The sequence below is a fragment of the uncultured Mailhella sp. genome, assembly GCF_944324615.1.
Lineage (GTDB): Bacteria > Desulfobacterota > Desulfovibrionia > Desulfovibrionales > Desulfovibrionaceae > Mailhella.
The window spans coordinates 1-26,332 of the sequence record NZ_CALUWY010000034.1 but is presented as its reverse complement, the minus strand read 5'-3'; the positions used below and the strand labels follow the sequence as shown (position 1 = coordinate 26,332).

The 26,332-nt window shown below is 62.1% G+C and carries 19 protein-coding genes and 1 other RNA gene; 14 read left to right on the top strand and 6 right to left on the bottom strand.

Annotated elements, in window-relative coordinates; all coding sequences use genetic code 11:
• Positions 1–474 precede the first annotated feature (474 nt).
• Positions 475–1,383: a LysR family transcriptional regulator gene (locus Q0K07_RS08365; protein WP_294558405.1), complete on the bottom strand. Its 909-nt coding sequence runs from the start codon at positions 1,381–1,383 to the stop codon at positions 475–477.
• A 226-nt stretch (positions 1,384–1,609) separates the two neighbouring features.
• Here Q0K07_RS08365 and Q0K07_RS08360 point away from each other — a divergent pair, with 226 nt between their 5' ends.
• From Q0K07_RS08360 to Q0K07_RS08350, 3 genes are read left to right on the top strand one after another with little or no spacing between them, the layout of a single operon-like run.
• Positions 1,610–3,016 carry an efflux transporter outer membrane subunit gene (locus Q0K07_RS08360; protein ID WP_294558403.1) on the top strand — a complete coding sequence of 469 codons (1,407 nt, stop codon included), beginning with the start codon at positions 1,610–1,612 and terminating at the stop codon, positions 3,014–3,016.
• A gap of 37 nt (positions 3,017–3,053) precedes the next feature.
• Positions 3,054–4,247 (top strand): efflux RND transporter periplasmic adaptor subunit, encoded by a 1,194-nt coding sequence (locus Q0K07_RS08355; protein ID WP_294558401.1) that lies wholly within the window; start codon positions 3,054–3,056, stop codon positions 4,245–4,247.
• Complete coding sequence (locus tag Q0K07_RS08350; RefSeq protein WP_294558399.1) at positions 4,247–7,378, top strand: efflux RND transporter permease subunit; 3,132 nt, start codon at positions 4,247–4,249, stop codon at positions 7,376–7,378. The genes Q0K07_RS08355 and Q0K07_RS08350 overlap by 1 nt, the downstream gene beginning before the upstream one ends.
• A gap of 90 nt (positions 7,379–7,468) precedes the next feature.
• On the opposite strand, the gene Q0K07_RS08345 is transcribed toward Q0K07_RS08350, so the two are convergent.
• Positions 7,469–7,960: a hypothetical protein gene (locus Q0K07_RS08345; RefSeq protein ID WP_294558397.1), complete on the bottom strand. Its 492-nt coding sequence runs from the start codon at positions 7,958–7,960 to the stop codon at positions 7,469–7,471.
• 292 nt (positions 7,961–8,252) lie between these two features.
• Here Q0K07_RS08345 and Q0K07_RS08340 point away from each other — a divergent pair, with 292 nt between their 5' ends.
• Entirely contained in the window at positions 8,253–8,852 is a 600-nt protein-coding gene (locus Q0K07_RS08340; RefSeq protein WP_294558395.1) for a hypothetical protein, read from the top strand.
• A 21-nt stretch (positions 8,853–8,873) separates the two neighbouring features.
• Here Q0K07_RS08340 and Q0K07_RS08335 read toward each other — a convergent pair whose 3' ends face one another.
• Together Q0K07_RS08335 and Q0K07_RS08330 are read right to left on the bottom strand one after the other, a co-directional pair.
• Positions 8,874–10,274 carry a DHA2 family efflux MFS transporter permease subunit gene (locus tag Q0K07_RS08335; RefSeq protein WP_294558393.1) on the bottom strand — a complete coding sequence of 467 codons (1,401 nt, stop codon included), beginning with the start codon at positions 10,272–10,274 and terminating at the stop codon, positions 8,874–8,876.
• Positions 10,275–10,749: 475 nt separating this feature from the next.
• Entirely contained in the window at positions 10,750–11,439 is a 690-nt protein-coding gene (locus Q0K07_RS08330) for a DsbA family protein (RefSeq protein WP_294558391.1), read from the bottom strand.
• Positions 11,440–11,935: 496 nt separating this feature from the next.
• Here Q0K07_RS08330 and Q0K07_RS08325 point away from each other — a divergent pair, with 496 nt between their 5' ends.
• The 10 genes from Q0K07_RS08325 (at position 11,936) to Q0K07_RS08280 (ending at position 24,118) form a co-directional block, all read left to right on the top strand.
• Positions 11,936–12,808 (top strand): Nif3-like dinuclear metal center hexameric protein, encoded by an 873-nt coding sequence (locus Q0K07_RS08325; RefSeq protein ID WP_294558388.1) that lies wholly within the window; start codon positions 11,936–11,938, stop codon positions 12,806–12,808.
• Positions 12,805–13,575 carry a C4-type zinc ribbon domain-containing protein gene (locus Q0K07_RS08320; protein ID WP_294558386.1) on the top strand — a complete coding sequence of 257 codons (771 nt, stop codon included), beginning with the start codon at positions 12,805–12,807 and terminating at the stop codon, positions 13,573–13,575. Before Q0K07_RS08325 ends, Q0K07_RS08320 begins: the two co-directional genes overlap by 4 nt.
• Before the next feature lie 26 nt (positions 13,576–13,601).
• Positions 13,602–13,960: RNase P RNA component class A (rnpB, locus tag Q0K07_RS08315), an RNA gene on the top strand.
• A 185-nt stretch (positions 13,961–14,145) separates the two neighbouring features.
• Positions 14,146–15,363: a 2-C-methyl-D-erythritol 4-phosphate cytidylyltransferase gene (ispD, locus tag Q0K07_RS08310; protein WP_294558384.1), complete on the top strand. Its 1,218-nt coding sequence runs from the start codon at positions 14,146–14,148 to the stop codon at positions 15,361–15,363.
• A 73-nt stretch (positions 15,364–15,436) separates the two neighbouring features.
• Positions 15,437–16,708 carry an aminoacetone oxidase family FAD-binding enzyme gene (locus tag Q0K07_RS08305; RefSeq protein WP_294558382.1) on the top strand — a complete coding sequence of 424 codons (1,272 nt, stop codon included), beginning with the start codon at positions 15,437–15,439 and terminating at the stop codon, positions 16,706–16,708.
• 447 nt (positions 16,709–17,155) lie between these two features.
• Positions 17,156–18,466: a UDP-glucose/GDP-mannose dehydrogenase family protein gene (locus Q0K07_RS08300; RefSeq protein ID WP_294558381.1), complete on the top strand. Its 1,311-nt coding sequence runs from the start codon at positions 17,156–17,158 to the stop codon at positions 18,464–18,466.
• Between the two features lie 75 nt (positions 18,467–18,541).
• Positions 18,542–19,561, top strand: coding sequence for an NAD-dependent epimerase/dehydratase family protein (locus Q0K07_RS08295; RefSeq protein WP_294558380.1), 1,020 nt, complete (start codon positions 18,542–18,544; stop codon positions 19,559–19,561).
• 32 nt (positions 19,562–19,593) lie between these two features.
• On the top strand, positions 19,594–20,343 hold the full coding sequence (locus Q0K07_RS08290) for a glycosyltransferase (RefSeq protein ID WP_294558379.1): 750 nt from the start codon (positions 19,594–19,596) through the stop codon (positions 20,341–20,343).
• Positions 20,344–20,493: 150 nt separating this feature from the next.
• Positions 20,494–22,749 (top strand): lipid-A-disaccharide synthase N-terminal domain-containing protein, encoded by a 2,256-nt coding sequence (locus Q0K07_RS08285; protein WP_294558377.1) that lies wholly within the window; start codon positions 20,494–20,496, stop codon positions 22,747–22,749.
• A 370-nt stretch (positions 22,750–23,119) separates the two neighbouring features.
• The gene (locus tag Q0K07_RS08280) at positions 23,120–24,118 is read left to right on the top strand and encodes an Abi family protein (protein ID WP_294558376.1); all 999 of its coding nucleotides are present in this window, start codon (positions 23,120–23,122) and stop codon (positions 24,116–24,118) included.
• A 128-nt stretch (positions 24,119–24,246) separates the two neighbouring features.
• On the opposite strand, the gene Q0K07_RS08275 is transcribed toward Q0K07_RS08280, so the two are convergent.
• Together Q0K07_RS08275 and Q0K07_RS08270 are read right to left on the bottom strand one after the other, a co-directional pair.
• Positions 24,247–25,425: a phosphoglycerate kinase gene (locus tag Q0K07_RS08275; RefSeq protein ID WP_294558375.1), complete on the bottom strand. Its 1,179-nt coding sequence runs from the start codon at positions 25,423–25,425 to the stop codon at positions 24,247–24,249.
• Positions 25,426–25,442: 17 nt separating this feature from the next.
• The coding region (locus Q0K07_RS08270) for a transketolase C-terminal domain-containing protein (RefSeq protein ID WP_294558374.1) at positions 25,443–26,332 on the bottom strand (890 nt) is incomplete at its 5' end.

Sequence of the window (26,332 nt, the reverse complement as noted above, 5' to 3'; positions counted from 1 at the left end):
TCTCCCCCAAACGCCCCGCCCTGCAAAAAAAATGCGCGTCCGGTATGCCGGACCTGGGGAAGGGACGACGGGCGCCCTGAGTCTTCCCTGCCTGACGGAGCCCCGGCATACGCTATCGCGCCCTCTTTGCCGGGGCTCCGGGCAGGCCTCCGCCCTTCCTGCACTCTGCACCGCTCCCTGAGCTCTGTCCGCATGCTCCGCGCAGCATAAGGGCCAGTGCCGGGGGCCTGCGGTATCCCGCACCCTCCGCAGAACGGCTTCCCGGCTCTGTTCCATGGGTGCGGCAGGGGAAAACAGGGCCGCGCTCCCCGCCTCCCGTTTTTTCTCAAAAAAAAGCCCGACTCCGGAAAACGGAGGGAAACAGACAGGCTCCGCCCCCCCCATCTCCCCCAAACGCCCCGCCCTGCAAAAAAAATGCGCGTCCGGTATGCCGGAGCGCGCATCATCACTATCCTGCGGAAAAGCCGGGAGCGATCAGAACATATTGTCTTCCTGCTCGAAGGCCCGCTGATAGTAGTCCTTGAGATCGCGGCACAACGTTTCCAGAATGTCGCGCCGGCTGAAGGAATTGTTCCAGATGAGATAGATGTTGTGGGTGGCAAGGGCCATGTTGTCCATGTCCAGGATGACGAGATTCTTCATGGATTCATCGCGCGCAATGCGCCGCGCAAGGCCCAGGGGAACGGCCGTCCAGCCGATGCCCAGCGAGGCCCAGTAAATGGCGGCGAGCACGTCGTTCACCTCCCAGTACTGGGAATTGAGCAGGTAGCGCTGCGCGCGGGAGGTGTTGAAGAGTATCTGCCGCTGCCCGGCCAGATCGTCCATGTCCACATGCTTCTTCTGCCCCAGCGGGGAATTGCGGGAAGCCACGAGGCAGTACCGCATCTGCCCGAGGCACATCATTTCGCAGTTTTTCTTGATTTCGGGCAGCTGCCCCAGCACCAGCCCCATGTGTGCCCCGCCGTCGCTCACCTGATTCCACACCTCATCCAGAGAAACGATGTGGAAGGAGCCGCTCAGAAAGGGATACTGCTCCGAAAGCGAAGCCAGCCCCTCGGAAATGCCCTGAAAAGGTATGCCGTGGCTGATGACCACGTTCAGCCTCACCGCATCGCCGTTGTACTGAGCCACGGCGCAGGAATCGAAACGGTAGCTCTGCCGAAGCACGGCGTGCGCCTCGGGAAGCAGCGCGCGCCCCGCTTCGGTAAGCACGGGGGAACGGGAAGAGCGGTCAAAAAGCTCCACCCCGAGGCTGTCCTCCAGCATGGCGATATGGGTGCTCACCACCGACTGCGCCCTGCCCATGGCACGACCGGCCGCGGAAAAGGAACCTTTTTCCGCAGCGGTGACAAAGGCACGCAGCTGTTCTATGGTCCAGTTCATGTTTCCTCCTTCTGGAAACATAAGTCTCTTTTTGTATCAAAATATTGATGCTTCTTGATTTTTTATAACAAGAAATATACGGTATGTCCACACGGCATATTGAAGGATATTCGCCGTGAAAGGCAGTTTTCCCGGGGCGTTCCTGCGGGACACACCCCCTGCCCGTCCAGGAGAATTTGTATAATTTCAACATGTTGAACATCATAAAGGATACAGGAGCATCTTTATGATCAAAATGCTGTCGCTTCTTGCCCCGGCCTTCATGCTGATTCTTTCGGGGTGCAGCCTCGCCCCCGACTATCAGCGACCGGAAATGGATATCCCGCAGACATGGGAAGAATCTCAGTCGCAGGCCCTCCAGATGAAATGGTGGGAAAGATTCCACGATGAAACGCTGAATGCGCTGGTGGAAGAAGCGCTGAAGAACAACAAAAACATCGCCCAGGCCATGGCCAACGTGGATCAGGCCCAGGCCGGACTCGGCATCGCCCGCGACGCGCTCCTGCCCGTACCCGCGGCCTCGGCGGACGGCACGCGCACCATGGCGCGTTCCTCCACCTCGCCCGTCGCCCTGCAGAACGGCGGCAAGAACACGCACAACTTCTCCGGCGCCCTTGCCGCAAGCTGGACGCTGGACTTCTGGGGCAAGTACTGGAACGCCGCCGAATCGGCCCGCTCCACCCTGGTGGCCACCGAAGCCGCGCGCGACAACGTCATTCTCACCGTGGCCGCAAGCACGGTGGAATCCTATTTCTGGCTGAGCGCCTACACCTGGCAGGAAGAAATCGCCGAGGAAGTGCTGAAGAACCGCGAAGCCTCCCTGAAAATCTATCAGAACCGCTTCGACAACGGGCAGATCAGCGACCTTGACATCCTGAGCATACGCGCCAACGTGGAAACGGCCCGCAACGCGCTGGCCACGGCCCGCATCGCCAAGAACGCGGCCGAAACCTCCCTTGCCGTGCTTGTCGGCCGTTCGCCTGCGGAAATTATGAAGAAGAACGCCATCACGGCCAAGCCCTCCCTCATGAAATCGCTGGACAAGACGCCCGTCCTGCCTTCCGGCATGCCCTCCCAGCTGCTGGAACAGCGCCCCGACATCCGTCAGGCCGAAGCCAACCTGCAGGCCGCCAACTACGACATCGGCACGGCGCGCGCCTCGTTCTTCCCCTCCTTCTCCCTCACCGGGCTTCTCGGCGGAGCCAGCCTTGAGCTGAACGAATTTCTCAGAAGCTCCAACCAGTACGCGAGCCTCGGCGGAAGCATAAGCCTGCCCCTCAATTTCTGGACCATCAAGCGCACCGTGGACAGCGCCGAAGCGGCCAAGAAGGCCGCCGTGGCCACCTATGAGCTCACGGTGCAGAACGCCTTCAAGGACGTGCGCGACGCTCTCGTTTCCCAACTGGAGTACGCCCATTCCGTGGATGCGCTCACCCGTCAGGTAGACTACCTTTCCCGCGCGGTCATGCACGCGCGCACCCGCTACGACAACGGTTTCGCCTCCTATCTCGACCTGCTCACCGCGGAAAGCAATCTCTTCACCGCCCAGCAGTCCCTTGCCGTGGCCCATGCCAACCACCTCGTGAGCATCGCCGAAGTGTGCCTCGCCCTCGGCGGCGGCTGGCAGGAATAACCTTACCACTCCATCCGTATTCAAGGAGCACATCATAATGTCCAGACTTCATACCCTCGCGCCCGCTCTGCTGGTGCTTCCCCTCCTTCTTGCCGGTTGCGATCAACTGAGCGGCCTTATTTCCAAAAAGGAATCCGCCCAGGCTCCCCAGGCGCGCGTCACGCGCGTGACCTGCGTGGAGCTGACCCCGCACAAGGTGGACATCCAGCGCGAGCTTACGGGCCGCACCAGTTCCTACCGCTGGGCCGAAGTACGCCCCGAGGTGGGCGGCATCCTGAAAGAGCGCTGCTTTACCGAAGGCGCCATGGTCAAGGAAGGCGACGTTCTCTACCGCATCGAGCCCGACACCTACAAGGCAGCGCTCGACAAGGCCAAAGCCGACCTTGCCAGCGCCGAGGCCAACCTCAACGTGACCAGGCTTCGCGAACGCCGCACGGCCAGCATGCTCAAGACCAAATCCGTGAGCCAGCAGGACTACGACGACGTGAAGGCCACCCTGCGCCAGGCCGAGGCTTCCGTGCAGGCCTGCAAGGCGGCCGTGGATTCGGCGGAAATCAATTACCGCCGCACCGAGGTGCGCGCCCCCATCAGCGGCCGCATCACCCTCAGCAACTACACCGTGGGCGCGCTGCTCACCGCAAGCCAGGCTTCGCCCCTTGCCACCATCTACCAGACCGACCCGGTGTATGTGGAAGTCTCCCAGTCTTCCGACGACCTCTACACCCTCAAGAAGCAGTTCGCTCAGGGCGAAGGCATGAAGAGCGTGGACCCCTCCAACATCAAGGCCCTGCTCACCATGCACGACGGGGAATATTATCCCGCCGCCGGGCACCTCAACTTCACGGGCGTGAACGTGGATCAGACCACCAACACCATCACATTGCGTGCGGAGTTCCCCAACCCCGACGGTTCGCTTCTGCCCGGCCTGTTCGTGCGCGTGAGCGTCGTCATGGGTGAGGACACCAAGGCCATCCTTGCCCCGCAGAAGGCCGTGCTGCGCGATTTGAAGGGCAAGCCCTACGTCTATGTGGTCAACAAGGACGGCGTGGCCGAACGCCGCTTCATCACCTTGAGCCACGCCATCGGCAACGACTGGTATGTGACCGACGGCCTCGAACTCGGCGAGAAAATCGTGCTCAACGGCGTGCACAACGTGCGCAGCGGCATGAAGGTGCAGGAAATTTCCGAAGAGCAGATGAAGGCCGAGCAGGAATCCGGAGGCGCTGAATAATGCTTTCCCGCTTTTTCATCCATCACCCCATTTTCGCATGGGTGCTGGCCATCGTCACCATGCTTTTCGGTGTGCTGGCCATCTTCACCATGCCCATATCGCAGTACCCGGAAGTGGCGTCGCCTTCCATACGCATCAACACCCGTTATTCGGGCGCTTCCCCCACCACCGTGGACCAGACCGTCACGCAGGTCATTGAACAGAACATGACCGGCATCGACAACCTGATCTACATGTCGTCCAAGTCCGACTCCTCCGGCATGTCCACCATCACCCTCACCTTCGAGGTGGGCACCGACCCCGACGTGGCCCACATGCAGGTGCAGAACAAGGTGCAGCAGGTGCAGTCGCAGCTGCCTACCGCCGTGCAGAGCTACGGCGTGTCCGTTTCCAAGGGCAACGACAACATGTTCATGGTCATCTCGCTGTTCTCGCCTGACGACAGCCAGGAGAACATCGACCTTGCCGACTACATCAGCACCAACATCAAGGACGAAATCAGCCGTACCCAGGGCGTGGGCACCGTGCAGGTGTTCGGCGGCAAGTACGTCATGCGCATCTGGCTCGATGCGGACAAGCTCGCCAAGTACAAGCTCACTCCCTCCGACGTGCGCACCGCCATTTCCGCCCAGAACGCGGAAGTCACCGCCGGCCAGCTCGGCGCGAACATGATCGGCGGCACGAACGATCAGGCCCTCAACGTCATCATCAAGGCGCAGAGCCTGCTGCGCAACACCGAAGAATTCGAGAACGTGCTTTTGAAGGTGACCGAAGACGGCCAGAGAGTGTTCATCCGCGACGTGGCCCGCGTAAGCATGGGCACGGAAATGGACGGCATCACCAGCTACTACAACAAGCACCCCGCCTCGGGCATAGGCGTCACCCTGGCCCCCGGCGCCAACGGCCTCGAAACCGCCAACCTCGTGAAGGCCAAAATCGAGGAACTCTCCCACTACTTCCCCGACGGCATGACCTATGAGCTGGCCTTCGACACCACGCCCCCCGTCATCGCCTCCATCGAAGAAGTGGTGAAAACCCTGGTGGAAGCCATCATCCTCGTGTTCCTCGTCATGTGGCTCTTCCTCCAGAGCTTCCGCGCCACCATCATTCCCACCATCGCCGTGCCCGTCGTTCTGCTCGGCACCATGGGCGTACTGCTGGCCTTCGGCTACAGCATCAACACCCTGACACTGTTCGCCATGGTGCTTGCCATCGGTCTGCTCGTGGACGACGCCATCGTGGTCGTGGAAAACGTGGAGCGCGTGATTGAGGAAGAACACCTCGACCCCGTCGCGGCCACGGAAAAATCCATGGACCAGATCAGCTCCTCGCTCATCGGTATCGGCGTGGTGCTCTCCGCCGTGTTCCTGCCCATGGCCTTCATGAGCGGTTCCACGGGCGTGATCTACCGGCAGTTCTCCGTAACCATCGTTTCGGCCATGACCTTGTCGGTGCTTGTGGCCCTCATCCTTACCCCCTCGCTGTGCGCAAGCATGCTGAAGCCCCACAGTCAGGGCGCGCAGCACGGCTTCTTCGGCTGGTTCAACCGCATGTTCACCAAGAACCAGCACCGCTACGCGGGCGGCGTGTACAGCCTCGTGCAGCGCGGCGGCAGGCTCATGATTATCTATGCGCTGCTCGTGGCGGGCCTCGGCCTCGTGTACAAGCAGCTTCCCACCTCCTTCCTGCCTTCGGAAGACCAGGGCGCCGTCATCACCATGCTCCAGATGCCCCCCAACGCCACGCTGGAGCAGACCCGGCAGCAGTTCGACAAGGTTGCCGACTATGTGCTCAACGATGAAAAGGAAAACGTGGAATCCTACATGTTCGTCGCCGGTTACGGCATGGGCGGCGTAGCGGAAAACACGGGCATGGGCTTTGTGAAGCTCAAGGACTACGCCGAACGCACCAGGCCCGGGCAGGACGCCGCCTCCGTGGCCGCGCGCATCCGCCAGAAGTTTGCGGGCATCCTCGACGGTCAGCTCATCGCGGCCATTCCCCCGGCCATCATCTCCCTCGGCATGACCAACGGCTTCACCATGGAGTTGCAGGACAGAGGCGGCGTAGGTCATGAAAAGCTGGTGGAAGCGGGCAAAAAGCTCATGGGCGCGGCCTTCGCCAACCCGCAGATCGCCTACATCCGCCCCACCGGCATGGATGACATCACGCAGTTCAACATCAACCTCGACAACGCCAAGGCCACCAGCATGGGCCTCACCCTCTCCAGCGTGAACGCCGACGTGTCCACCATGCTGGGCGGCTCCTACGTCAACGACTTTGTGCACAACGAACGTGTGAAGAAGGTGTATGTGCAGGGCGACGCCTCCGTGCGCCGCAACCCCGAAAGCCTGAACCGCATCCACTTCCGCAACCAGTACGGCGAAATGGTGCCCTTCAACGCCGTGTATTCCACGAACTGGACCTTCGGCCCCGCCGTGCTCCAGCGCTACAACGCCATGCCTGCTCTGGAATATCAGGGCGAACCCGTGCCCGGCGTTGCTTCCGGTATCGCCATGTCCATCATGGAAGAGGAAGTGAGAAAGCTCGGCAAGGACTTCGGCATGGAATGGACGGGCCTTTCCTATCAGGAAAAAATGGCCGGTTCTCAGACCACCATGCTGTACGCGCTCTCCGTGCTCGTGGTGTTCCTGGCCCTCGCCGCCCTGTATGAAAGCTGGTCCATCCCCTTCGCCGTGCTGCTCGTGATTCCCCTCGGTATTCTGGGCGCGGTGCTCGGCACCTACTTCAAGGGCCTGACCAACGACGTGTACTTCCAGGTAGGTATTCTGGCCGTCATGGGCCTCTCGTCCAAGAACGCCATTCTTATCGTGGAATTCGCACGAAACCTCATGGAGGAAGGCCGCAGCCTCCTCGACGCCACGGTGGAAGCCTGCCGCCTGCGTCTGCGCCCCATCCTCATGACCTCCCTGGCCTTCGGTCTCGGCGTGCTTCCCATGATGTCCGCCTCGGGCGCCGGCGCGGCCAGCCAGCACGCCGTGGGTACGGCCGTGTTCTGGGGAACCGTGTGCGCCACGGCGCTCGGCATCTTCTTCATCCCCACCTTCTTCGTGGTCATCTGCTCGGTGACCGCATGGGCGGGCAAAAAGCTGAAGAGACAGCCCCGCTACTGATGCTGAAGGCGGAAACTCCGCTCCGCCTTTAAGGTAAAAAAGAGGCCGCTTCCACGCGGCCTCTTTTTTTGCATGCGCTCAGGCGGAAAGCTACTCCAGCCCGAACTCGTACTGCTCAAGCTTGTCCAGCACGGCGGACATGATCATGGCCATGACGGCGGACACCATGGCCGCCGTGGCCGGGGGCACCTCCTCCACGCTCCTGTCCATAAGGCGGCGGAAGAACACGGCGGGGCATTCCTGCGTCTGCGTTCTCACCATGGGATCCACATAGGAACGGAAGGCTCCGTCCACAAAGTCCCCGGCCTCTTCCGGGCTGTAGCCCAGCCTGCGCAGCATGTCCTGCGTGACGCGCAGGTATTCCACCACCACCACGTTGGGCGCCTGCACCATGAGGCCGTAGAGCACGGCCGCGTGCACATAGGCCCGCCATTCCAGCATGAGGCGGCTCTTCTCCTCCGCCGTCGCACAGGGCAGGCCCGCCTTCTGCGCCATGGCAAGCACGCCGGATTCCTTGGTGTTGAGTTCAAAAAGTATGCCCGCCGCCTCCACGGCGCGGGCCACGGTAAGCTTTTTCTTCATGCTGCATCCTCGATGTTTGCTCTGCCCGGAACAGGCGGGCGAAGCCTGCCGAGCGTACTATGAACGCTCCGCGCCCATCAAGGGGAAAAAATCCGCGCCTTCCGGCAGGCGCCCCGACGCACCGTGAAAAACCGGGAAAAAGGCCCGCATTCCGCCCCGGAGCCGCCTTTTCCGGCCGGTGCACGGGGATGCCGGGACAGGGGAAAAAGGCCCTGTTCACGCCCGCCCCGGCCTGTGGTATAGGAAAGAACGCCGCCTTTCCCGGGCAGGCATCTTCCAAGGAGAACATGTCATGAAAGCCGTCCTGTCCGCGCTTGCCCTCGCGGCACTCACCCTCTGTCCCTCTGCGGCCCCGGCAGCCGACGTCGAGGAGCTGGAAAAGCTGCTGCATCAGTCCTTCGGCCATACGGAGCGCATGTGCAACGCCATGGAACGCATCAATCAGGAAATTGCGCTGCACCCCGATGAGGACAAGCTGCTCGAACTGCGCATCTCCGCCTTCGGCGCTCTCGGCGATCCGTATTCCGCAAAGCCGGATGTGGATACGCTGGCCGACAGGCACCCCGAAAGCCCCTATTTTCAGATGCAGAAGTGCATTGTCGACGAAGTCACCGGCACGGGACTGGAAGAAAGCAGGCTCTGCTTCCAGCGTGTGGCCGATCTTTGCGAACGCACGGGCCGCACCGGCGACGATGCCGATGAATACCTTCTGGCCCTGATGCTTGCCGATTCTCCCAAGGCTGCGGAGGTGAAGAAACGTGTTCTTGCCCGGCTCTCCGATTCTCCCGTGGACAGTTACCTGCGCGAAATGCTGACGCACTTCACCCGCGAGATGGTGGTGAGAAAAGTGGACCGTTCCACGGTCTACAATCCCTGCACCAGAAACAGGTGATCCGGCCCTTCACCGGCGCCTTCAGGCCTTCTTTCCGGCCGCCTGGCCCCTTCCGAGCAGATGATCGCCGTCATCCGGCCGCAGGAACATGAACACGAAGGCCGAAGCCGCCGTGATGAGCGCCACGGTGACGAAGGTGGAATGCAGGGCGTGCAGTTCGCTTGCGCCGCCGGAGTAGAAGCGCAGAAGGGCCGTGCTGATGGCCACGCCGAAGCTGATGCAGAGATTCTGCGAAACGGAGAGCAGGCTGTTGCCGTCGCTGGCATGTTCGGGAGGCAGATAGCCCAGAGTGATGGTGTTCATGGCCGTGAACTGCCCCGACATGAGCATGCCCTGCACCAGAAGCTGCACCACGAGCAGGGAAAGGGGCCAGCCGGGCTGCTGCAGGCCCATGAGCATGAAGATGCCCGCAATGGCCAGGGTGAGGAAAAGCAGCACATGGCGGTAGCCGAAGCGCTTGAGCAGGCGCAGCACCACGGTCTTGGTCATGATGGAACCCAGCGCCGGGGCAAGCATGATGAGGCCTGCGACATCGGCGGAGTATTCCAGGCCCACCTGAAGCATGAGCGGCACCAGGAAGGGAATGCTGCCTATGCCGAGACGGGCCACCATGTTGCCCGCAATGCCCACGGAAAAGGTGCGCGTGGCAAAGACCTTCAGGCTGATGAGGGGTGTGGGGAAGCGCCGCGCGTGGTATACATAGGCCGCCCCTGCAAGAACGCCCGTGCCTGCAAGCACGAAGACGGGCGTGAGGGAGGCGCTTTTCCCGCCGGTGAGTTCCACCCCGGCCGTGAGGGCGAGCACGGAAAGACCGATGAGCAGAAAGCCCGCCACATCGAAGCGGCCGCGCGGCTGCCTGAAGTCGGGGAACACGCGCAGGGCGTAGACAAGGCCCACCAGCCCCAGGGGAAGATTGATGAGGAATATCCAGTGCCACGAGGCGTAGGTGACGAGCCAGCCGCCGATGATGGGCCCCACCACCGGGCCCACCAGGCCGGGAATGGTGATGAAGTTGAACACCCGCACGAAATCCTCGCGCGTGTAGGCACGCATGAGGGTGAGGCGCGAAACGGGCACCATCATGGCCCCGCCTATGCCCTGCACCACGCGCGCGGCCACGAGCTGCGGCAGGGAAACGGACATGGCGCAGAGCACGGAACCCACCGTGAACAGCGTCACCGCCGAAAGAAAGGTGCGCCGCGTGCCGAAGGTATCCGCCAGCCAGCCGCTCAGGGGAATGAGCAGGGCCACGGTAAGCGTGTAGCTTATGACCGCAAGCTGCATGGAAAACGGGGAACGGTGCATGGCCTCGGCTATGGAGGGCAGAGCCGTATTCAGGATGGTGGAATCGAGCATCTGCATGAAAAAGGCCGCGGCCGTAATGACGGGAAGACCGGTGAGCATATCGCGGGATGTGAGCATGGAGACATCCTTCTTTCCGCCCCTTTCCGGAAGCTGAGAAAACAGCCCGGAAAGGAAGCTGCCCCCGCGCTGCCCGGCAGGCATGCGGGAGAACGGTGAGGGTTCAGCATACGGCAGAACCCTGAGCAAAAGCCTCCGGCGCACCAGGGGCCTGCGCCCGGCGCAGAAGGCTGTATCTGACAAGGCGGCGGCTTTCAGGGAAGGTGGAAGAACGTCACCCGGAACGCGCCTTTTGACGCGCTCCTTCCGGTGCAGACAGGCGCACCGGCAGGTTGATCCGTTATTAAATCAACATGTTCACAACATGTTAACTTGTTTTTACATTTTCTTCAAGTCCCTCGCGGGGACGGCCCCGTCAGGACCCGGAACGGCGACGGAACAGGAAGAGAGACGGCCCGGCCGGGGCCTTTCCCGGGCGCATGGTCACGCGGCCTGCGGAAAAAAAAAAGCCCTGCCGGGCAGGCAGGGCACCATGTCAGCGGCAGCAGGAACCATCCAGCCCGCAGGCATCGGCGGACACGGTATCAAGGGAGGCGCCCCGGCCGAGGGCGTCCTCTATCTTGGCCTCCACCTCCTCAAAGGGCGCATAGCCCCGGGCCACGGCATGGAGCGTGCCGTCGTCGGTTCTGACGAAAAGGGAGGGATAGACCACGAAGTCGCCGAGAATGTCTTCGGCCTCGGCCATGTCGCGGGAGGCGGTTTCCCGCACCTTGTCCGAACGGAGCATGTCTTCAAGCTCCTTTTCCCCTATGCCCCAGCGCGCGGCGACCTTCGCCTCATCGGCAAGGGAGAGCACGTCGAGACCTTCCTTGTAGAAGGCCTCCTGAAAGGTTTCCATCTGTTCCAGCGCATGTCCGGGCGCAAGCTTCTTGAGGGCGGCCATGAGCTGTGCGGAGCGGGAGGAATCCATGGTCACGCCCTGCCCCTCGTCCAGCAGGCGGAAAAAGCCCTGGCCCAGCGTGCGGCCCGTGGTATCGGAAAGGCGCTGGAAAAAGGCCCTGAGGCGCGGCGTACCCATGGTGGAGGTGTTCGCCGGTTCGTCCACAAGATTGCCGCACAGAACGCGCACGGGGAAGGGATGCGCGGCGGAGATCTTCCGCATCACGGGAGCGAAGCCGAAGCACCACGGGCAGAACACATCGGTGATATAGATGAAAAACGGCATGACTTCCCCTTGCAGGGATGAGGTGGGAAAAACGGGCCCTTCGAGCCTTCGCCCGGAGCGACCCAGAGGAAAGAGGGAAAGCTCCCCGGCGATCCGTCACGCACCCTACGCCGGAAAAAACGCATTTTCAAGCGCAGGCACGCAGGCGAAAGGCAGAGGCGCGGCAGGGCTTTTCTGCGGAAAAGGAGCGCCCCGGGCAGGCGGAAGCCGCCTCCCCGCCCCTTTTTCGCAGAAAAGGCGGGAAAAAAGGCCCTTCCGGGCGCGGTGGGCGGAGAAATGCGCCCTTGACGAAGCAGAGAACTTTCCCTAGAAATATGAATTCCCCGGCATATTCGTCAACCTTCCTTCAGGGTTCGGACTCTTCTCCGGGGAAGGGCGGCGCGGCCCCGGCCGGGCCTGCGCGCCTTCTGTCCCGCCCTTCGGGAGGGCAGCCCCATGCTTTTTCGGCACTTCCGTTCCGGCATGGGGTGAAACATCACGCAGGGAAGGCGATACCATGCTTCAGAGCGAACTTATCAGGATCATCGAACAGACGGCCCCGCTTTCGCTTATGGCAGAGTGGGATCATTCCGGCGTGCAGGTGGCTTCCGGCCGCGAAGTGATACGGCACCTTGCCGTATGCCTCGATCCCATGCCGGAACAGCTTCAGGCCGCCGTGGACGCCGGTGCGGACATGGTGCTCACGCATCACCCGCTCACCATGCGTCCGGCCTTTACCGACCGGCGGAACGGCTATACCGAGGCGCTCCGCATTCTGTACAGCCACGATGTGCCCCTCTACGCAAGCCACACCACGCTGGATGCAAATCCTCTGGGCCCGAGTGCCTGGCTTGCCGATGAACTGGGCCTCACCGGCCGCGTGATTCTGGAAAAAACGGGCCTGTTCACCGCGCCGGACGGCACGCAGACGGAAGGCGGCTTCGGCTGTGCCGGAGAGCTGCCCGAACCTGTGGGCCTTGCCGCGCTGTGCCTTGCCCTGCGCGCCCACCTGCCGCTGGAACGCATGTGCTCCGTCGCACGCCTCACGGGCGATCCTTCGCGCCTCGTCCGCCGTGTGGCCGTGTGCACGGGTTCCGGCTCCTCCCTTCTGGAGGAAGCGGCTGCCGCCGGGGCGGACGTGTTCATCACGGGCGACGTGAAGTATCACGACGCCCTTGCGCTGCATTCCCGCCAGAGCGGAGGCAGCCCGGATTTCTGCCCCATGGCGCTGCTCGATGTGGGGCATTTTTCCCTGGAAGAAGAAATGACGCGCCGTTTCGCGCTTCTTCTGCAGAAGAAGCTTGAAGGCGTGAACGTGACATTTTTGCCGGGCAGGGACCCTTTCCTGCCCATGACCTTTCTTTCTGAAGTACCGGAGGTACTGTCGTGAGCCTCTATATCGAACAGATCCGCCAGCTCGTGGCTCTGCAGCATGTGGACGACGGCATTCACGCCGTCAACGCCGAGCTTGAAGCCGCGCCCATGGAAGTGGAGAACCTGCAGAAGCGTTTCAATTCCCAGGATGCCCAGCGCAACTGGATTCTGGACAAGCTTCAGCACATCCAGGAACAGCAGAAGCGCCTCGACGCCGACATTCAGGACGACGAATCCCGCCTCGTGAACAGCAAGAACAAGCTCATGCAGGTGGAGAACGACCGCGAATATCAGGCCATGATCCGCGAAATGGACACCATGGAACGCCAGAATCAGACCCGCGAGGAAGAGCGCATGGCCCTGCAGGAGGAACGTTCCCTGCAGGAAAGCAATCTCCATTCCGTGGAAGAAACCTGGAACGAGCTCAAGACCGAACTGGAAAGCCAGCGCGAAAACCTGGAAAAGCGCCTCGCCGAATGCCGCACGAAGCTGGAAGCTCTGGAAGTTCAGCGTGCGGAAGTGAGCGCCCTCATTTCCCCGCCCGTGCTCAGCCGCTATGAATTCATCCGCAACCGTCTGCGCCACCCCGTCATCGTCTCCGTGGAAGCGGGCGTGTGCTCCGGCTGCCACATCGCCATTCCTCCGCAGGTGTTCATCGACCTGCAGCGCGGCAACCACATCATGAGCTGCCCCAACTGCCAGCGCCTCATGTACTGGGCCCACGACTATCAGGACCCCGACGCGCCCAGGCCTCAGCCCCGTGTTGAGGAAAACGCGGAATAATACGTTCCCCGAGGGGAAAACATCATGGAGTCGGACGGGCTGTCGCCGCGGACCTCACGGTCCGGGGAGGAAAGTCCGGGCTTCGCAGGGCAGGATGCTGGCTAACAGCCAGAGCGGGTGACCGCTGGCAAGCGCAACAGAAAGCAGACCGCCGTTCTCCGGGACGGTAAGGGTGAAACGGTGAGGTAAGAGCTCACCGGCTGGCGTGGCGACACGTCAGGCCAGGCAAGCCCCATCCGAAGCAAGACCAAATAGGGAAACCGGCCGGCCCGGCCCATGGTTTCCGGGTAGGTTGCTTGAAGGCGCGGGCAACCGCGTCTCTAGAGGAATGACAGCCGCCGCCGTTTCGGCGGTACAAAACCCGGCTTACAGTCCGGCTCCTTCTTTGTCGGGGAGGGGGCTTATGCTCCCTCCCCGTGCCGTATTGCCCGGCGCGCCGTCCCCCCTTGAGGGGCCTTTTCCGCGCGCCGGGCGCGTTTTTATCGTCCGGCAGAGCCTGCCGGAAAGCGGCCCTCCCTCCGCGCGGGGCGGCCCCTTTCACTGCCTGCGCGGCCAATCCGGGAGGTACGCATGCCACAGGAATGCTGGGGAGTCATCCTTGCCGCCGGGCAGGGAACGCGCATGGCGCAGGCCACGGGAGGCGAGGCGAAGCAGTTTCTGCCCTATGAGGGCGCTCCCCTGTGGTGGAGTTCGGCCAGAGCCATGGCCGCTTCCCCGCTGGTGCACGGTCTGGTGTTCGTCTTTCCTCAGGGCAGGCTGGAACAGGCAAGGAGCGAGGCGCTCAGCCTCAATGAAAAACATTCCTGCGGCGTGCCCTTTCTTTTTGCCGAAGGCGGCGCAAGGCGTCAGGATTCGGTCAGGCACGGCCTTGCCGTGCTGCCCGAAAGCTGCGTGAAGGTACTCGTGCACGACGGCGCGCGCCCCTTCGTGAGCACGGCCCTGGTCACCAGACTCGCCCTTGCGCTGGATGAGGAAGGCCTTGCCGGGGCCGTTCCCGGCCTTGCCGTCACCGACACCATCAAGGAAACCGACGAGAACGGACGCATCACGCGCACCCCGCCCCGCGAAACACTGCGCGCCGTGCAGACGCCCCAGGCCTTCTTTGCCAAAGAGCTGGCAGAGGCCCATGCCCGGGCCGAAGCGGAAGGCTGGAATGTCACCGACGACGCCTCCCTCATGGAACAGTGCGGCAGGCCCGTGCGTGTGGTGGAAGGAGAAGAAAACAACGTGAAGATCACACATCCCGGAGATCTCGCCCTGCTTCTGCCCCGTACCATGCCCCTGCCCTGCTGCGGCTACGGCTACGACGTGCACGCCTACGGCGGCAACCGCCCCCTGGTGCTCGGCGGAGTGGAAATAGGCGGGGAATACCTCATCCGCGCCCATTCCGACGGCGACGTGCTCATGCACGCCCTCATGGATGCCGTGCTCGGCTGCTTCGGCGGGGGCGACATCGGCCGCCTTTTCCCGGACAACGACCCGGCCTTCGAGAACATCTCCTCCTCAATCATGCTCGACCATGTGCTGCAGCTGGCGGCGGAGGCAAAGGTGCGCCTCGTTCATGCCGACCTCACCGTCATCGCCCAGAAGCCCAGGCTTGCCCCCCACGCCGAAGCCATACGCCGCAACATCGCCCGCCTGCTCGACCTGCCGCTGGAACACACGGCCTTCAAGGCCACCACGGAAGAGAAACTCGGCTTCACCGGAGAGCTCCGGGGCATCAAGGCCGTGGCCCTCGTCACCGCCCTGCGCGAGGTTCCCGCCCCGTCGCGGCATACGGCGCGGTAATCCCCCTTTCCGGCACGGGCCTCGGCATACGCCGAAGGCCCGCCCTCCCCTTTCAACGCGACCGGAGACACCCATGCCCTGTTACGACGCCGCCATCATAGGCGCAGGCCCCGCAGGCCTGCTCTGCGCCAGAAACGCCGCCCGCGCGAATCTTCGCGTCGCCCTCATCGACAGTCATGAGGACCCGGGAGCCAAGCTTTCCCTCGCCGGCGGAGGGCGCGGCAACATCACCAACCGCATCATTGCGGAAAACCGCTATATTTCCGAACACCCCGAACGGGTGCGCGCCGTGCTGCGCTCCTTCGGCTGCGAGCAGGCGCTCGACATCATGCGCGAACTTTCCCTGCCCTTTGAGGAGAGGGACTTCGGGCAGATGTTCGGCCTGCGCCCGGCCTTTCTTGTGGCGGAACGCCTTGCCGTGCAGTGCGACGACGCGGGCGTGGACTTCTACCTGGGCAGCACCGCGCGGGACATCACCCCGCCTTCGGCCTCCTCCGCCCCCGCCTTCGGCCGGAAGGAGGAGCGGCGCGCCGTCTTTTCCCTGCTTGCCGGCAGGGAGCGCATCGAGGCCCGCCGCCTTGTGACGGCCACAGGCTCCCCGGCCTTTCCCTCCGTGGGCGTGAATACCGACATGATCCGGCTTGCCGCGCGCTGGGGGCACAGCATCGTGCCCTTCCGCCCCGTGCTCACCCCCCTCGTCATGCCGCAGAACTGGCCTCTGGCAGGCCTTGAGGGCATAAGCCTCAACGCAAGGGCCGGCCTTCTGCGCGAAGGACAGGAGCTGTGGCCCGACCCCGAGGGCATACGCCCCCTGCTCTTCACCCACAGAGGCATCAGCGGCCCGGCCGCGCTGGTCATCTCCTGCTGGTGGCGCGAAGGCGACGAGCTTCTTCTCGACCTTCTGCCCGAACTTTCCGTCACCGAACTTCTGGACGCCCGGGAATCGGGAAAGATGCTGGCACGCAACATTCTTGCCCGGCACCTGCCCGCACGCCTCGCGGACGCCCTCTGCCCCGAAGAGCTGGCCCGCCGCAAGGCCGCCGAGCTTTCCCGGAAGGACAGGCTGCGCCTTGCGGAGGCGGTGCACCGCTTCCGCATCCGTCCGGCAGGCACGGAGGGTCTGAAAAAGGCCGAAGCCGCGGCGGGCGGCGTATCCTTCGATTCCCTCTCCCGCCGTCTGGAAAGCCTCGTGGTGCCCGGGCTCTTCTTCTGCGGGGAAGTGGTGGATGCGGCCGGGCTTCTCGGCGGCTACAACATACACTGGGCCTTTGCCTCCGGCGCTCTTGTGGCCGAGGCGCTGAAACAGAGCCTGAGGGCTGAGAGGCCTTCCGGAAACAGGGCCTGAGCAGGGAGAAAAAAGCCTGAAAAGGCGAAAAAACGCCCGCGCTCTGGCTTCCGCCGCCCTTTTTCCTTTTGAAGGATCCCCTGTCACGGCTGCGCCCGCCCTGCCGCACTGAAAAAAGCGGCTCCCGCGCCCCTTTCCAAGGATAAAGCCAAGTGAAAAAAATAATGGTAACGGACTGTAACAGCCGTTGACAGTGATGTTTCCCCCCCATTATTCTTGGAGCCAACGCAAGATTTTTCCCGGCCGACCGCTTTGCACTGAAAAGCGGCCGGCCGCGTTTTGCGCGGCAAAACCATGAACAGGGCCAGTTTCCGCACCCGGGCCGTCCTTTGCCGCGGGCACGGAAAAGCCTGCGCCCAGGGCCTCCGCCGCCCTTTTCGCAACATCCCTTCCCCAGCACGGTGTCCCGTGGCCGTGCCCCGCCTGAAGGGAAACAAAGGAATTTTCATGAAGATAAGTGTGATCGGTTCCGGTTATGTGGGGCTTGTCACCGCCGCCTGCTTTGCCGAAACCGGGCTCGACGTGTGGTGCATGGACATGGACGAAGCCAAGATAGCCGATCTTCGCGCCGGCCTCTGTCCCATCTATGAGCCCGGGCTTCCCGAACTTCTCCGGCGAAACGCAGAAGAGGGCAGGCTGCATTTTTCCACCTCCCTTGCCGAAGTCCTTTCCGGATCTGAGGCCGCCTTCATTGCCGTGGGCACCCCCGAAGGCGAAGACGGCAGCGCCGACATACGCTATGTGCGCAATGCCGCCCATTCCGTGGGCCGCCTCATGACGGGCGACCTTGTGGTGGTGGTGAAATCCACCGTGCCCGTGGGCACCTCGGCAGAGGTGGAGAACATCCTTCATGAGGAACTTGACCTGCGCGGGGCGGATTTCTGCGTGGATGTGGCCTCCAACCCGGAATTTCTCAAGGAAGGCCATGCCGTGAACGACTTCATGGTGCCCGACCGCGTCATCGTCGGTGCGGAAAGCGAACGCGCCCGCGCCCTCATGGCCGCCATCTACCGCCCCTTCCTGCATTCGGAGGACTGCCTGCTCATCATGGACAGGGCCTCTTCGGAACTGACCAAGTACACGGCAAACGCCATGCTGGCCACGCGCATTTCCTTCATGAACGACATTGCCAACCTCTGCGAGAAGGTGGGCGCCAGTGTGGACATGGTACGCATGGGCATAGGCATGGACAGGCGCATCGGCTCAAGCTTTCTTCAGGCCGGGTGCGGCTACGGCGGTTCCTGCTTTCCCAAGGACGTGAAGGCGCTCATTGCCACCGCCGCGCGGCACGGCAGTTCCCTTTCCGTGCTGGAAGCCGTGGAAAAGGTGAACGAAGCGCAGAAAAAGGTGCTTTTTGCCAAGATTTCCCGGCACTTCCACGGCGCCCTCGCGGGAAGGACCGTGGCCGTATGGGGCCTTGCCTTCAAGCCCGGCACCGACGACATGCGCGAGGCTCCCTCGCTCACGCTCATACGCGCCCTGCTCGATGCCGGCTGCTCCGTGCGCGTGTTCGACCCCGTGGCCATGGAAAAGGCCCGCGCCCTTCTCGGCCATGACGTCTTTTTTGCCGACGACATGTACGATGCCGCCTGCGGGGCCGAGGCCCTTGCGCTGGTCACGGAATGGGAACAGTTCCGCCTGCCGGACTGGACGCGGCTGCGCGATCTCATGCAGGCCCCCGTCATTTTCGACGGAAGAAACATCTTCGGGGTGGAAGAAACGAAGAACGCGGGCTTCACCCTGTACAGAATAGGCTGAACGGCCCCCTGACGGCCTTTTCGCGCCTTCCGGTTTTTCCCGTGAAGGCGCTCCTTTTTTGAAAGAGAGAGTGACATGCGGATACTCATTACCGGTGCGGCGGGATTCATAGGTTTCTTTCTGGCCAGAAGGCTCCTGGAACAGGGGCACGACATCGTCGGACTCGACGAGCTGAACGACTATTATGCCCCGCAGCTCAAGAAGGCCCGTCTGGCAGAACTCGGCGTGCGCGGGGAAACGCCCGACGGCGTGGAAGTGCCGAGTGAAGAGCACAAAGGCTTCCGCTTCGTGAAAATGCACCTCGAAGATCAGAACGGGCTGGAAGCGCTGTTCGAGGCCCACGGCTTCGACATGGTCGTCAACCTCGCGGGGCAGGCCGGGGTGCGCTATTCTCTGGAAAACCCGCGCGCCTATGTGCAGAGCAATGTGCTCGGCTTTGTGAACCTGCTGGAATGCTGCCGCCGCCACCCCGTGCGGCACCTGCTGTACGCCTCCTCAAGTTCCGTGTACGGCGGCAACGAAAAAACGCCCTTCCATGAGGACGATCCGGTCAACACCCCCGTTTCCCTCTACGCGGCCACCAAGCGCTGCGACGAGCTCATCGCCCACGTCTACGCGCACCTCTACCGCATTCCCTCCACGGGCCTGCGCTTCTTCACCGTGTACGGCCCCTGGGGCAGGCCCGACATGGCGCCCTCGCTCTTTGCCCGCTCCATCCTTGCCGGAAAGCCCATCAACGTGTTCAACAACGGCAATCTCTCGCGGGATTTCACCTATATCGACGACATCATCGAAGCGGTGCTGCGCCTCATGGACCACGCCCCCGAAGGCGACGAACCCACCGACATCTACAACGTGGGCTGCGGGCATCCCATGCAGCTTATGGACTTTATCCGCACTCTGGAACATGCTCTCGGGAAAAAGGCCACGCTGCACATGCTGCCCATGCAGCAGGGCGACGTGTACCAGACCTTTGCCGACACCACGAAACTCCGCATGCTCACCGGCTTTGCCCCTTCCACGCCCCTTGAGGAAGGCATACGGCGCTTTGCGACGTGGTACGATTCTCCGCTCAACCCGCTCAGAGAACTCTAGGGCGGAAAACGCACCCCGCCGGAGGAAGACCCATGACCATTCAGAGCAATGCCACCGCATCCTATGAAGTGACCATCCTTGTCCCCGTCTACAACGAGGAAGACAACATGCGCGCCCTTTCCGCGCGCCTTTCCGCCTACCTGCCCGGCGCAGGAAAGCGCTCCTGCGTGCTGTTCATCAACGACGGCTCCACCGACGGAAGCGGCGCGCTCATCCGCGAGGCCTGCCGGGAACATGAGGACTTCTTCTTCCTCGAATTCACCCGCAACTGCGGCCTGAGCGCCGCGCTCAAGGCGGGCATGGACGCCGCCCTTTCCCCGTACATCGCCTACATCGACGCCGACCTTCAGACCGCTCCCGAAGAACTCGATCTGCTCACGCCCTACCTTGACCGGTACGAACTCGTCACCGGCGTGCGCGCCAAAAGAAAGGACACTGCCTTCAAGAAATTCCAGTCCCGCGTGGCCAACGGCTTCCGCCGCATGATGGTGAAGGACGGCGCGCGCGACACCGGCTGCCCGCTCAAGGTCATGCACAGCGACATGGCCCGCCGCCTGCCCTTCTTCAAGGGCATGCACCGCTTCTTCGCCGCTCTGGTGCAGATGGAGGGCGGCAGGGTGAAGCAGGTGGACGTGTCCCATTTTCCGCGTGTGGCGGGCGTTTCCAAGTTCCACCTGTGGAACAGGCTCATCTCCCCCCTCATGGACTGCTTTGCCGTGCGCTGGATGCAGAAGCGGCATATCCGCTATGAGGTGAAGGAAGACAACCTCAAAAAGCAGTAAGCCGGAAAGGGGGTTCCGAAGAAAGGCCCCTTCCCCATCAGACCGCATGAACGCGGCCTCCTGCCGGCATGCGCCTGCGGCGTGAGGCCGCTTTTTCCATGACCGCGCCGCAGAACGCCGCACCGGCTCCGGCGCACGCAAGGATCATCCATGAAAGAATACCTGCTCGTCACGGGCGTGGGCCTTCTCGCCCAGGGCTTTTTCTCCCTGCGCATGCTCCACCAGTGGATAAAAACCGAAAAGGCGAAGAAAATCATATCGCCGTCGCTGTTCTGGGTGTTCAGCATCTGCGGTTCCTGCCTGCTCATGCTCTACGGCTGGCTCAGGGAGGATTTCGCCATCATCCTCGGGCAGTTTCTTTCCTATTACATCTATATCTGGAACCTCAATGCCAACGGCATCTGGCAGAAAACCGTGCCGTGGCTGCGCCTGATCATCACCTTCATTCCCCCTGCCGCCGCCCTGAGCCTTGCGGCGGGAGGCGCGGACATCGCAAGGACGCTGTTCGACAACCCCGACATCCCCCTGCCGCTGCTTCTCTTCGGCTGCGCGGCGCAGGCGCTCTTCACCCTGCGCTTCGTGTACCAGTGGTGGTACAGCCGCGCCCGGCGCATTTCCGTGCTGCCCATGGGCTTCTGGGTCATCAGCCTCACCGGTTCCGTGCTCATCTGCCTCTACGGCCTTATCCGGCTCGATGTCGTGCTCATTCTCGGTCAGGCCCTCGGCCTGTGCGCCTATGTGCGCAACATCATGATCGGACTCCGCGACAGGCAGGAAAAGAGCACTCCGCAGAAAAAAACGGCTCCGGAAGAGGCTCCCGTGGAAACAAAGACGCCGCAGGCTCCCGGGCAGGAGGATTTCCTCCCCCGTGTGCCCGATGCGGCGCTGCGGGTCTTTCTGTACCTGTTCGGCCTCGCCCTGCTGCTGCCCCTCGTGTATGTGTTCGGCACAAACATCATGGAGGCGCGCAACCTCATTTCCGCCCAGTCCATGGCGCTGGACGGCGACTGGCTCATCCCCCACCTCTACACCGAAATACGCCTGAACAAGCCGCCGCTGCCCGTGTGGCTCACGGCTCCGGTGTTTCTCCTCTCCCCCCATCCCTCCATGTTCGCCCTGCACCTTCCGGTGATCCTTGTGTCCGCGCTGCTCGGCGTGTTCGCCTTCGATCTGCACAGGGCGCTTTCCGGGCAGAGAAGGGAAGCCTTCTACGCCGGACTTGCGGCCGCCTCCATGCTGCTCACCCTGAAGCTCGGCACCGCCAATTCCTGGGACATCTACTCCGTGGTGTTCATGACGGGCGCGCTGGTCTGTCTGCTGCGGCAGGGAAAAGGCGCCCTCGTCGCCGGGGTGCTCCTCATGGCCGCATCCGTCCTCAGCAAGGGACCGGTGCAGCTTTATACCATGCTGCTGCCCCTTGTGGCCGCGCTGCTTGTCTGCAGGCGCCCCGTGCCGTGGAAACGCCTTGCCGTCATCCTCTTCGGCGGCTGCATCCTCGGTTCGCTGTGGTATGTCTATGTGTACCTTGCCGTGCCCCATGTGGCCGCGGAAGTGGCAAAGGGCGAAGTGTCCGCCTGGAGCAGCCGGCACCTCGCCTCCTTCTTCTTCTATCTTTCCTTCCCCGCCTTTGCCGGCGCCTGGGCCCTGCCCTCCCTTGCCGGTTTCGCCTGCCGCCGTCTCGACAGGGAACACTGGGAAAAGAACAAGGTGCTGCTGCTCTGGTTCCTCTTCTCCCTGCTGCTTCTTTCTCTGGTGCCGGAAAAGAAGGAACGCTATCTCATGCCCGCCATGGTGCCCCTTGCCCTGCTCTGCGCCGCCACCCTGCGCCACTGGACGGAAGGGCTGACCCGGGGCACGCTGAACCTCTGGGAAAAGCGCCTTGTCACCGTGCATCTCGGTCTCGGCACGGCGGCTGCCGTGGGGCTGTGCCTCTTTGTGGGCTGGAGCCACAGCGCCTACCTCCCCTGGGCGCTTCTCTTTGCCCTGCTCTGCCTGGGCCTCGGCTTCCTCGGCCTGAAAAAGCCCGCGCGCCTCGTGCCCGTGTCCTGCCTCATGGTGCTCTGCGTGGTGCTTGCCGCCTTCCGCATGGGCTCCACCCGGCCCGTGGTGCAGAAAACGCCCCCCACCTGCTCTCTGGAAGAGCTGCGTTCCCTGCCCCGGCTGCAGGAACTGCCCTGCTATTCCTTCGACGGCTTCGGCCCCACGGAGGAATGGGAAACCGGCAAGGACACCACGCACATCACCTCTCTCGACAACGTGCCTGAAACGCGCTTTCTGCTCCTCGATACCGACACCACCCCGCCCGCCGTGCTGAACGAACCTTCCCCCCTGCGCGTGGTGGAACGCTTCCTTGTGCAGACCAGCAGAAACGCCTACATCACCCTGTTCATCGTGGAAAAGAAGTAACGCCGGAAAAAGGAAGGCTCGTGTCCCTTCCCCCGCGTTGCCTCAGCCCTGCGCTTCCGTATCCCCGCCCGCTTCGAGCCACCGCTCAGGCGGGCTTTCCTTTTGTCCGTGCTGAACCTCCGGAAGGGGGTCCCGCGTCACGCCTCCCGCCCGGAACAACAGGCCTCGCCTTCATTCTTTTGTACCGAACCTGTCGGCATGACAGGCAGGCCTGCCGCAGTACTGCCTTTCGATATCATGTTCAGACATGCCGGGTCCGGCACACCTGTTCTTTGACAAAAATCCAGAAGATGACTATTAAAAAAGTAACCGTGCCCGTTCCTCTGTGAGTCTGGCTCAGCCATTCTCTCAAGAACGGGCCTTCTTTTTCATGGATCGCCGCCTTTCTATGTCAGACAAGCCATTCAAAACATATGACGAACAGCTTCAACTGCTTATATCCCGGGGGATGGCGGTTGAGAATCAGGCCCGTGCGCTGAAAAAACTTCGCGACATCGGCTACTATCGTTTAAGCGGCTTCTGGTATCCATGCCGAAAATTTCTCCTGGATGAGCATGGAAATTTCCTTCCTTCTTCCGCCAATCCCAAAGTAATGCGTCGAGAAGAGGAATTTCTGAAAGGAACTTCTTTCGATAATGTTCTGGCACTGTATCTTTTTGACAAAAAATTACGTCTTCTGATGCTGGATGCCCTTGAACGGATCGAAATCTTCATGCGTGTTCTCCTTGCACACGAAATGGGAAAATATCATCCCTGCGCTTACAAGGATGTTTCCTTCATCAATCCCAAATGGACCAAGAGCATGCCAGGTCAGCCGTCCATCTGGAACAGATGGTGTGCAAAACTCACAGAACAAGTCAGAAAAAGCAAAGAAGACTGTATATTATGGTATCATCACGAACATGCCGACATCCCCATGTGGGTAAGTGTTCAGGTCTGGGATTTCGGTATGCTTTCAAAGTACTTTTCTCTGTTGAAAGGTCGGTATCAGAATGCCGTGTGTCACGAAATATGCCCTGCACTGACGCCGAACATACTCACAAACTGGCTTCAGGCTCTTAATATTCTGCGCAACCGCTGTGCTCATCACGGCAGAATATGGAATCAAAGCGGCATGTCTGTTCTTTTTCCCAAAGACATCCCCTATTTTCAAAGTGCGCCTCTCTCACCGGATGGACATGCTCGTCTTGCCGCACTCATTGCCGTTCTCTGGTTCTTTATCCATCATCTGGGGCCTCACTCGACATGGCTCGATCGCGTCCAGGGCGTACTGACCAGCATGCCCTGCCTTCCCAACTGCAGCTTTGAGTCCATGGGCTTTTATTCTCCCCCTGAGGATACGTTTACCCTCTGGCGCCACGCCTTATAGGGAACACCGGTGACTGGGGCATTTCTCCTGCGGGAAAAGCCCTCTTTTCCGCGCTAAAAAAACATGTTCCTCATGCACAAAAAAAGCCGCCCGAAGGCGGCTTTGTATCTTAGATCAGGCCGGTACGCTTACTTGGAAGCTGCGTCCGCAAGAGCGGCCACGGCAGGCAGGGTCTTGCCTTCCAGCACTTCCAGGAACGCGCCGCCGCCGGTGGACAGGTAGCCCATCCTGGAGGCCACGCCGAAGGATTCCACGGCCGCCACGGTATCGCCGCCGCACACCAGGGTGTAGGCGTTGCAGTCGGCCAGAATGTCGGCCAGAGCACGGCTGCCCTTGTCGAAGGGCACGGTTTCAAAGGCGCCCACGGGGCCGTTCCACACGATGGTGCGGGCGTTGGCCAGCAGACGGGCGTATTCCCTGGCGGTTTCTTCGCCGATATCGAAGGCGCAGTCTTCAGCGGAAAGTTCGGACACCTTCTTGGTCACGGCTTCGGAAGCGCGTTCAAAGCTGGGAGCCACCACCACGTCGGTGGGCAGGGGCAGAATGACGTTGCGTTCCCTGGCCATGTCGATGAGGCGCTTGGCTTCGGGGATGAGATCCTTTTCCACGAGGGAGGAACCCATGTTGCAGCCCGCAGCTTCCAGGAAGGTGTTGGCAATGCCGCCGCCCACGATGAGGCCGTCCACATGCTTGAGCAGGTTTTCCAGCACGGTGAGCTTGGTGGACACCTTGGAACCGCCGATGATGGCATAGAGAGGACGTTCGGGCTTGTCGAGCAGCTTGGTGGCGGCTTCCATTTCCGCAAACATCAGCGGGCCGGCCACGGCCACGGGAGCCTTGCGCAGAGCGCCTTCCGTGGAGGCCTGGGCACGGTGGGCCGCGCCGAAGGCGTCCATGACGTAGATGTCGCCCATGGCGGCGTACTTGGCGGCGAGTTCCTCATTGTTCTTCTTCTCGCCCTTGAAGAAGCGCACGTTCTCGCACAGCACCACCTGGCCGGGCTTGCATTCCACACCGTTCAGCGGATCGGCGCAGAAGCCGACTTCCATGCCGAGGAGCTTGCCCATGTGGGCGGCCACGGGGCGCAGAGAGAACTGTTCTTCAAACACGCCTTCGGTGGGACGGCCGAGATGGGCGAGCAGGATGACGCCCGCGCCCGCGTCCAGAGCCTTCCTGATGGTGGGAAGCACGGCACGGATGCGCTTGTCGCTGGTGATGACGCCGTCGTGGATGGGGACATTCACGTCCACGCGCATGACCACGCGCTTGCCCTTCATGTCCACATCGTTCATGGTAAGTGCTTTCATAATGTGATCTCCTTTCCTTACAGCAGGTCAAGGCCCTGCTGCGCGATGTTTTCCGCGGTGAAGCCAAAATAGGGGAACAGTTTGCCCGCCGGAGCGGAAGCTCCAAATGTTCCCATACCAACGACACGGCCGTCAAGCCCCACATACTTCCACCACCAGGCGGCGCTCTGCGCTTCCACGGCCACGCGGGCGCGCACCGCATGGGGGAGAACGGCTTCACGGTAGGCGGCGTCCTGCCTGTCGAACACTTCGCAGCAGGGCATGGACACCACACGCACACGGTGACCCTTCGCGGTAAGGGCCTCCGCAGCCTGAACGGCGAGCTGCACTTCGGAACCTGTGGCAATGTAGATGAGTTCCGGCTGCCCCTCGCAGTCCTTCAGAATATAACCGCCGCGCCGTATGCCTTCCTCGCGGGAGAGTCCGCCCTGCTGCTGGGGCAGTCCCTGACGGCTCATGATGAGGCACACGGGGCCTTCCTTGTACTCCACGGCCGCGGTCCAGGCAACGGCGGCTTCCAGGCTGTCGCACGGACGCCATACCTGCATGCCGGGCGTCATGCGCAGCGCGGCAATCTGCTCCACGGGCTGATGGGTGGGCCCGTCTTCGCCCACACCGATGGAATCATGGGTGAGCACCCAGATCACGCGGCGCTTCATGATGGCCGCGGAACGGATGATGCTCTTGGCGTAGTCGGAAAACACGAAGAACGTGCCCGCGTAGGGAAGGAAGCCGCCGTGCAGCTCCAGACCGTTCATCACCGAACCCATGGCGAATTCACGCACGCCGTAATGGATGTAGTTGCCGGAATAATCCTCGACATTCAGGGTATGCGCACCCTTGAATTCCGTGCCCACGGAACCGCTGAGGTCGGCGGAGCCGCCCACAAGCCCGGGAAGCACGGGCG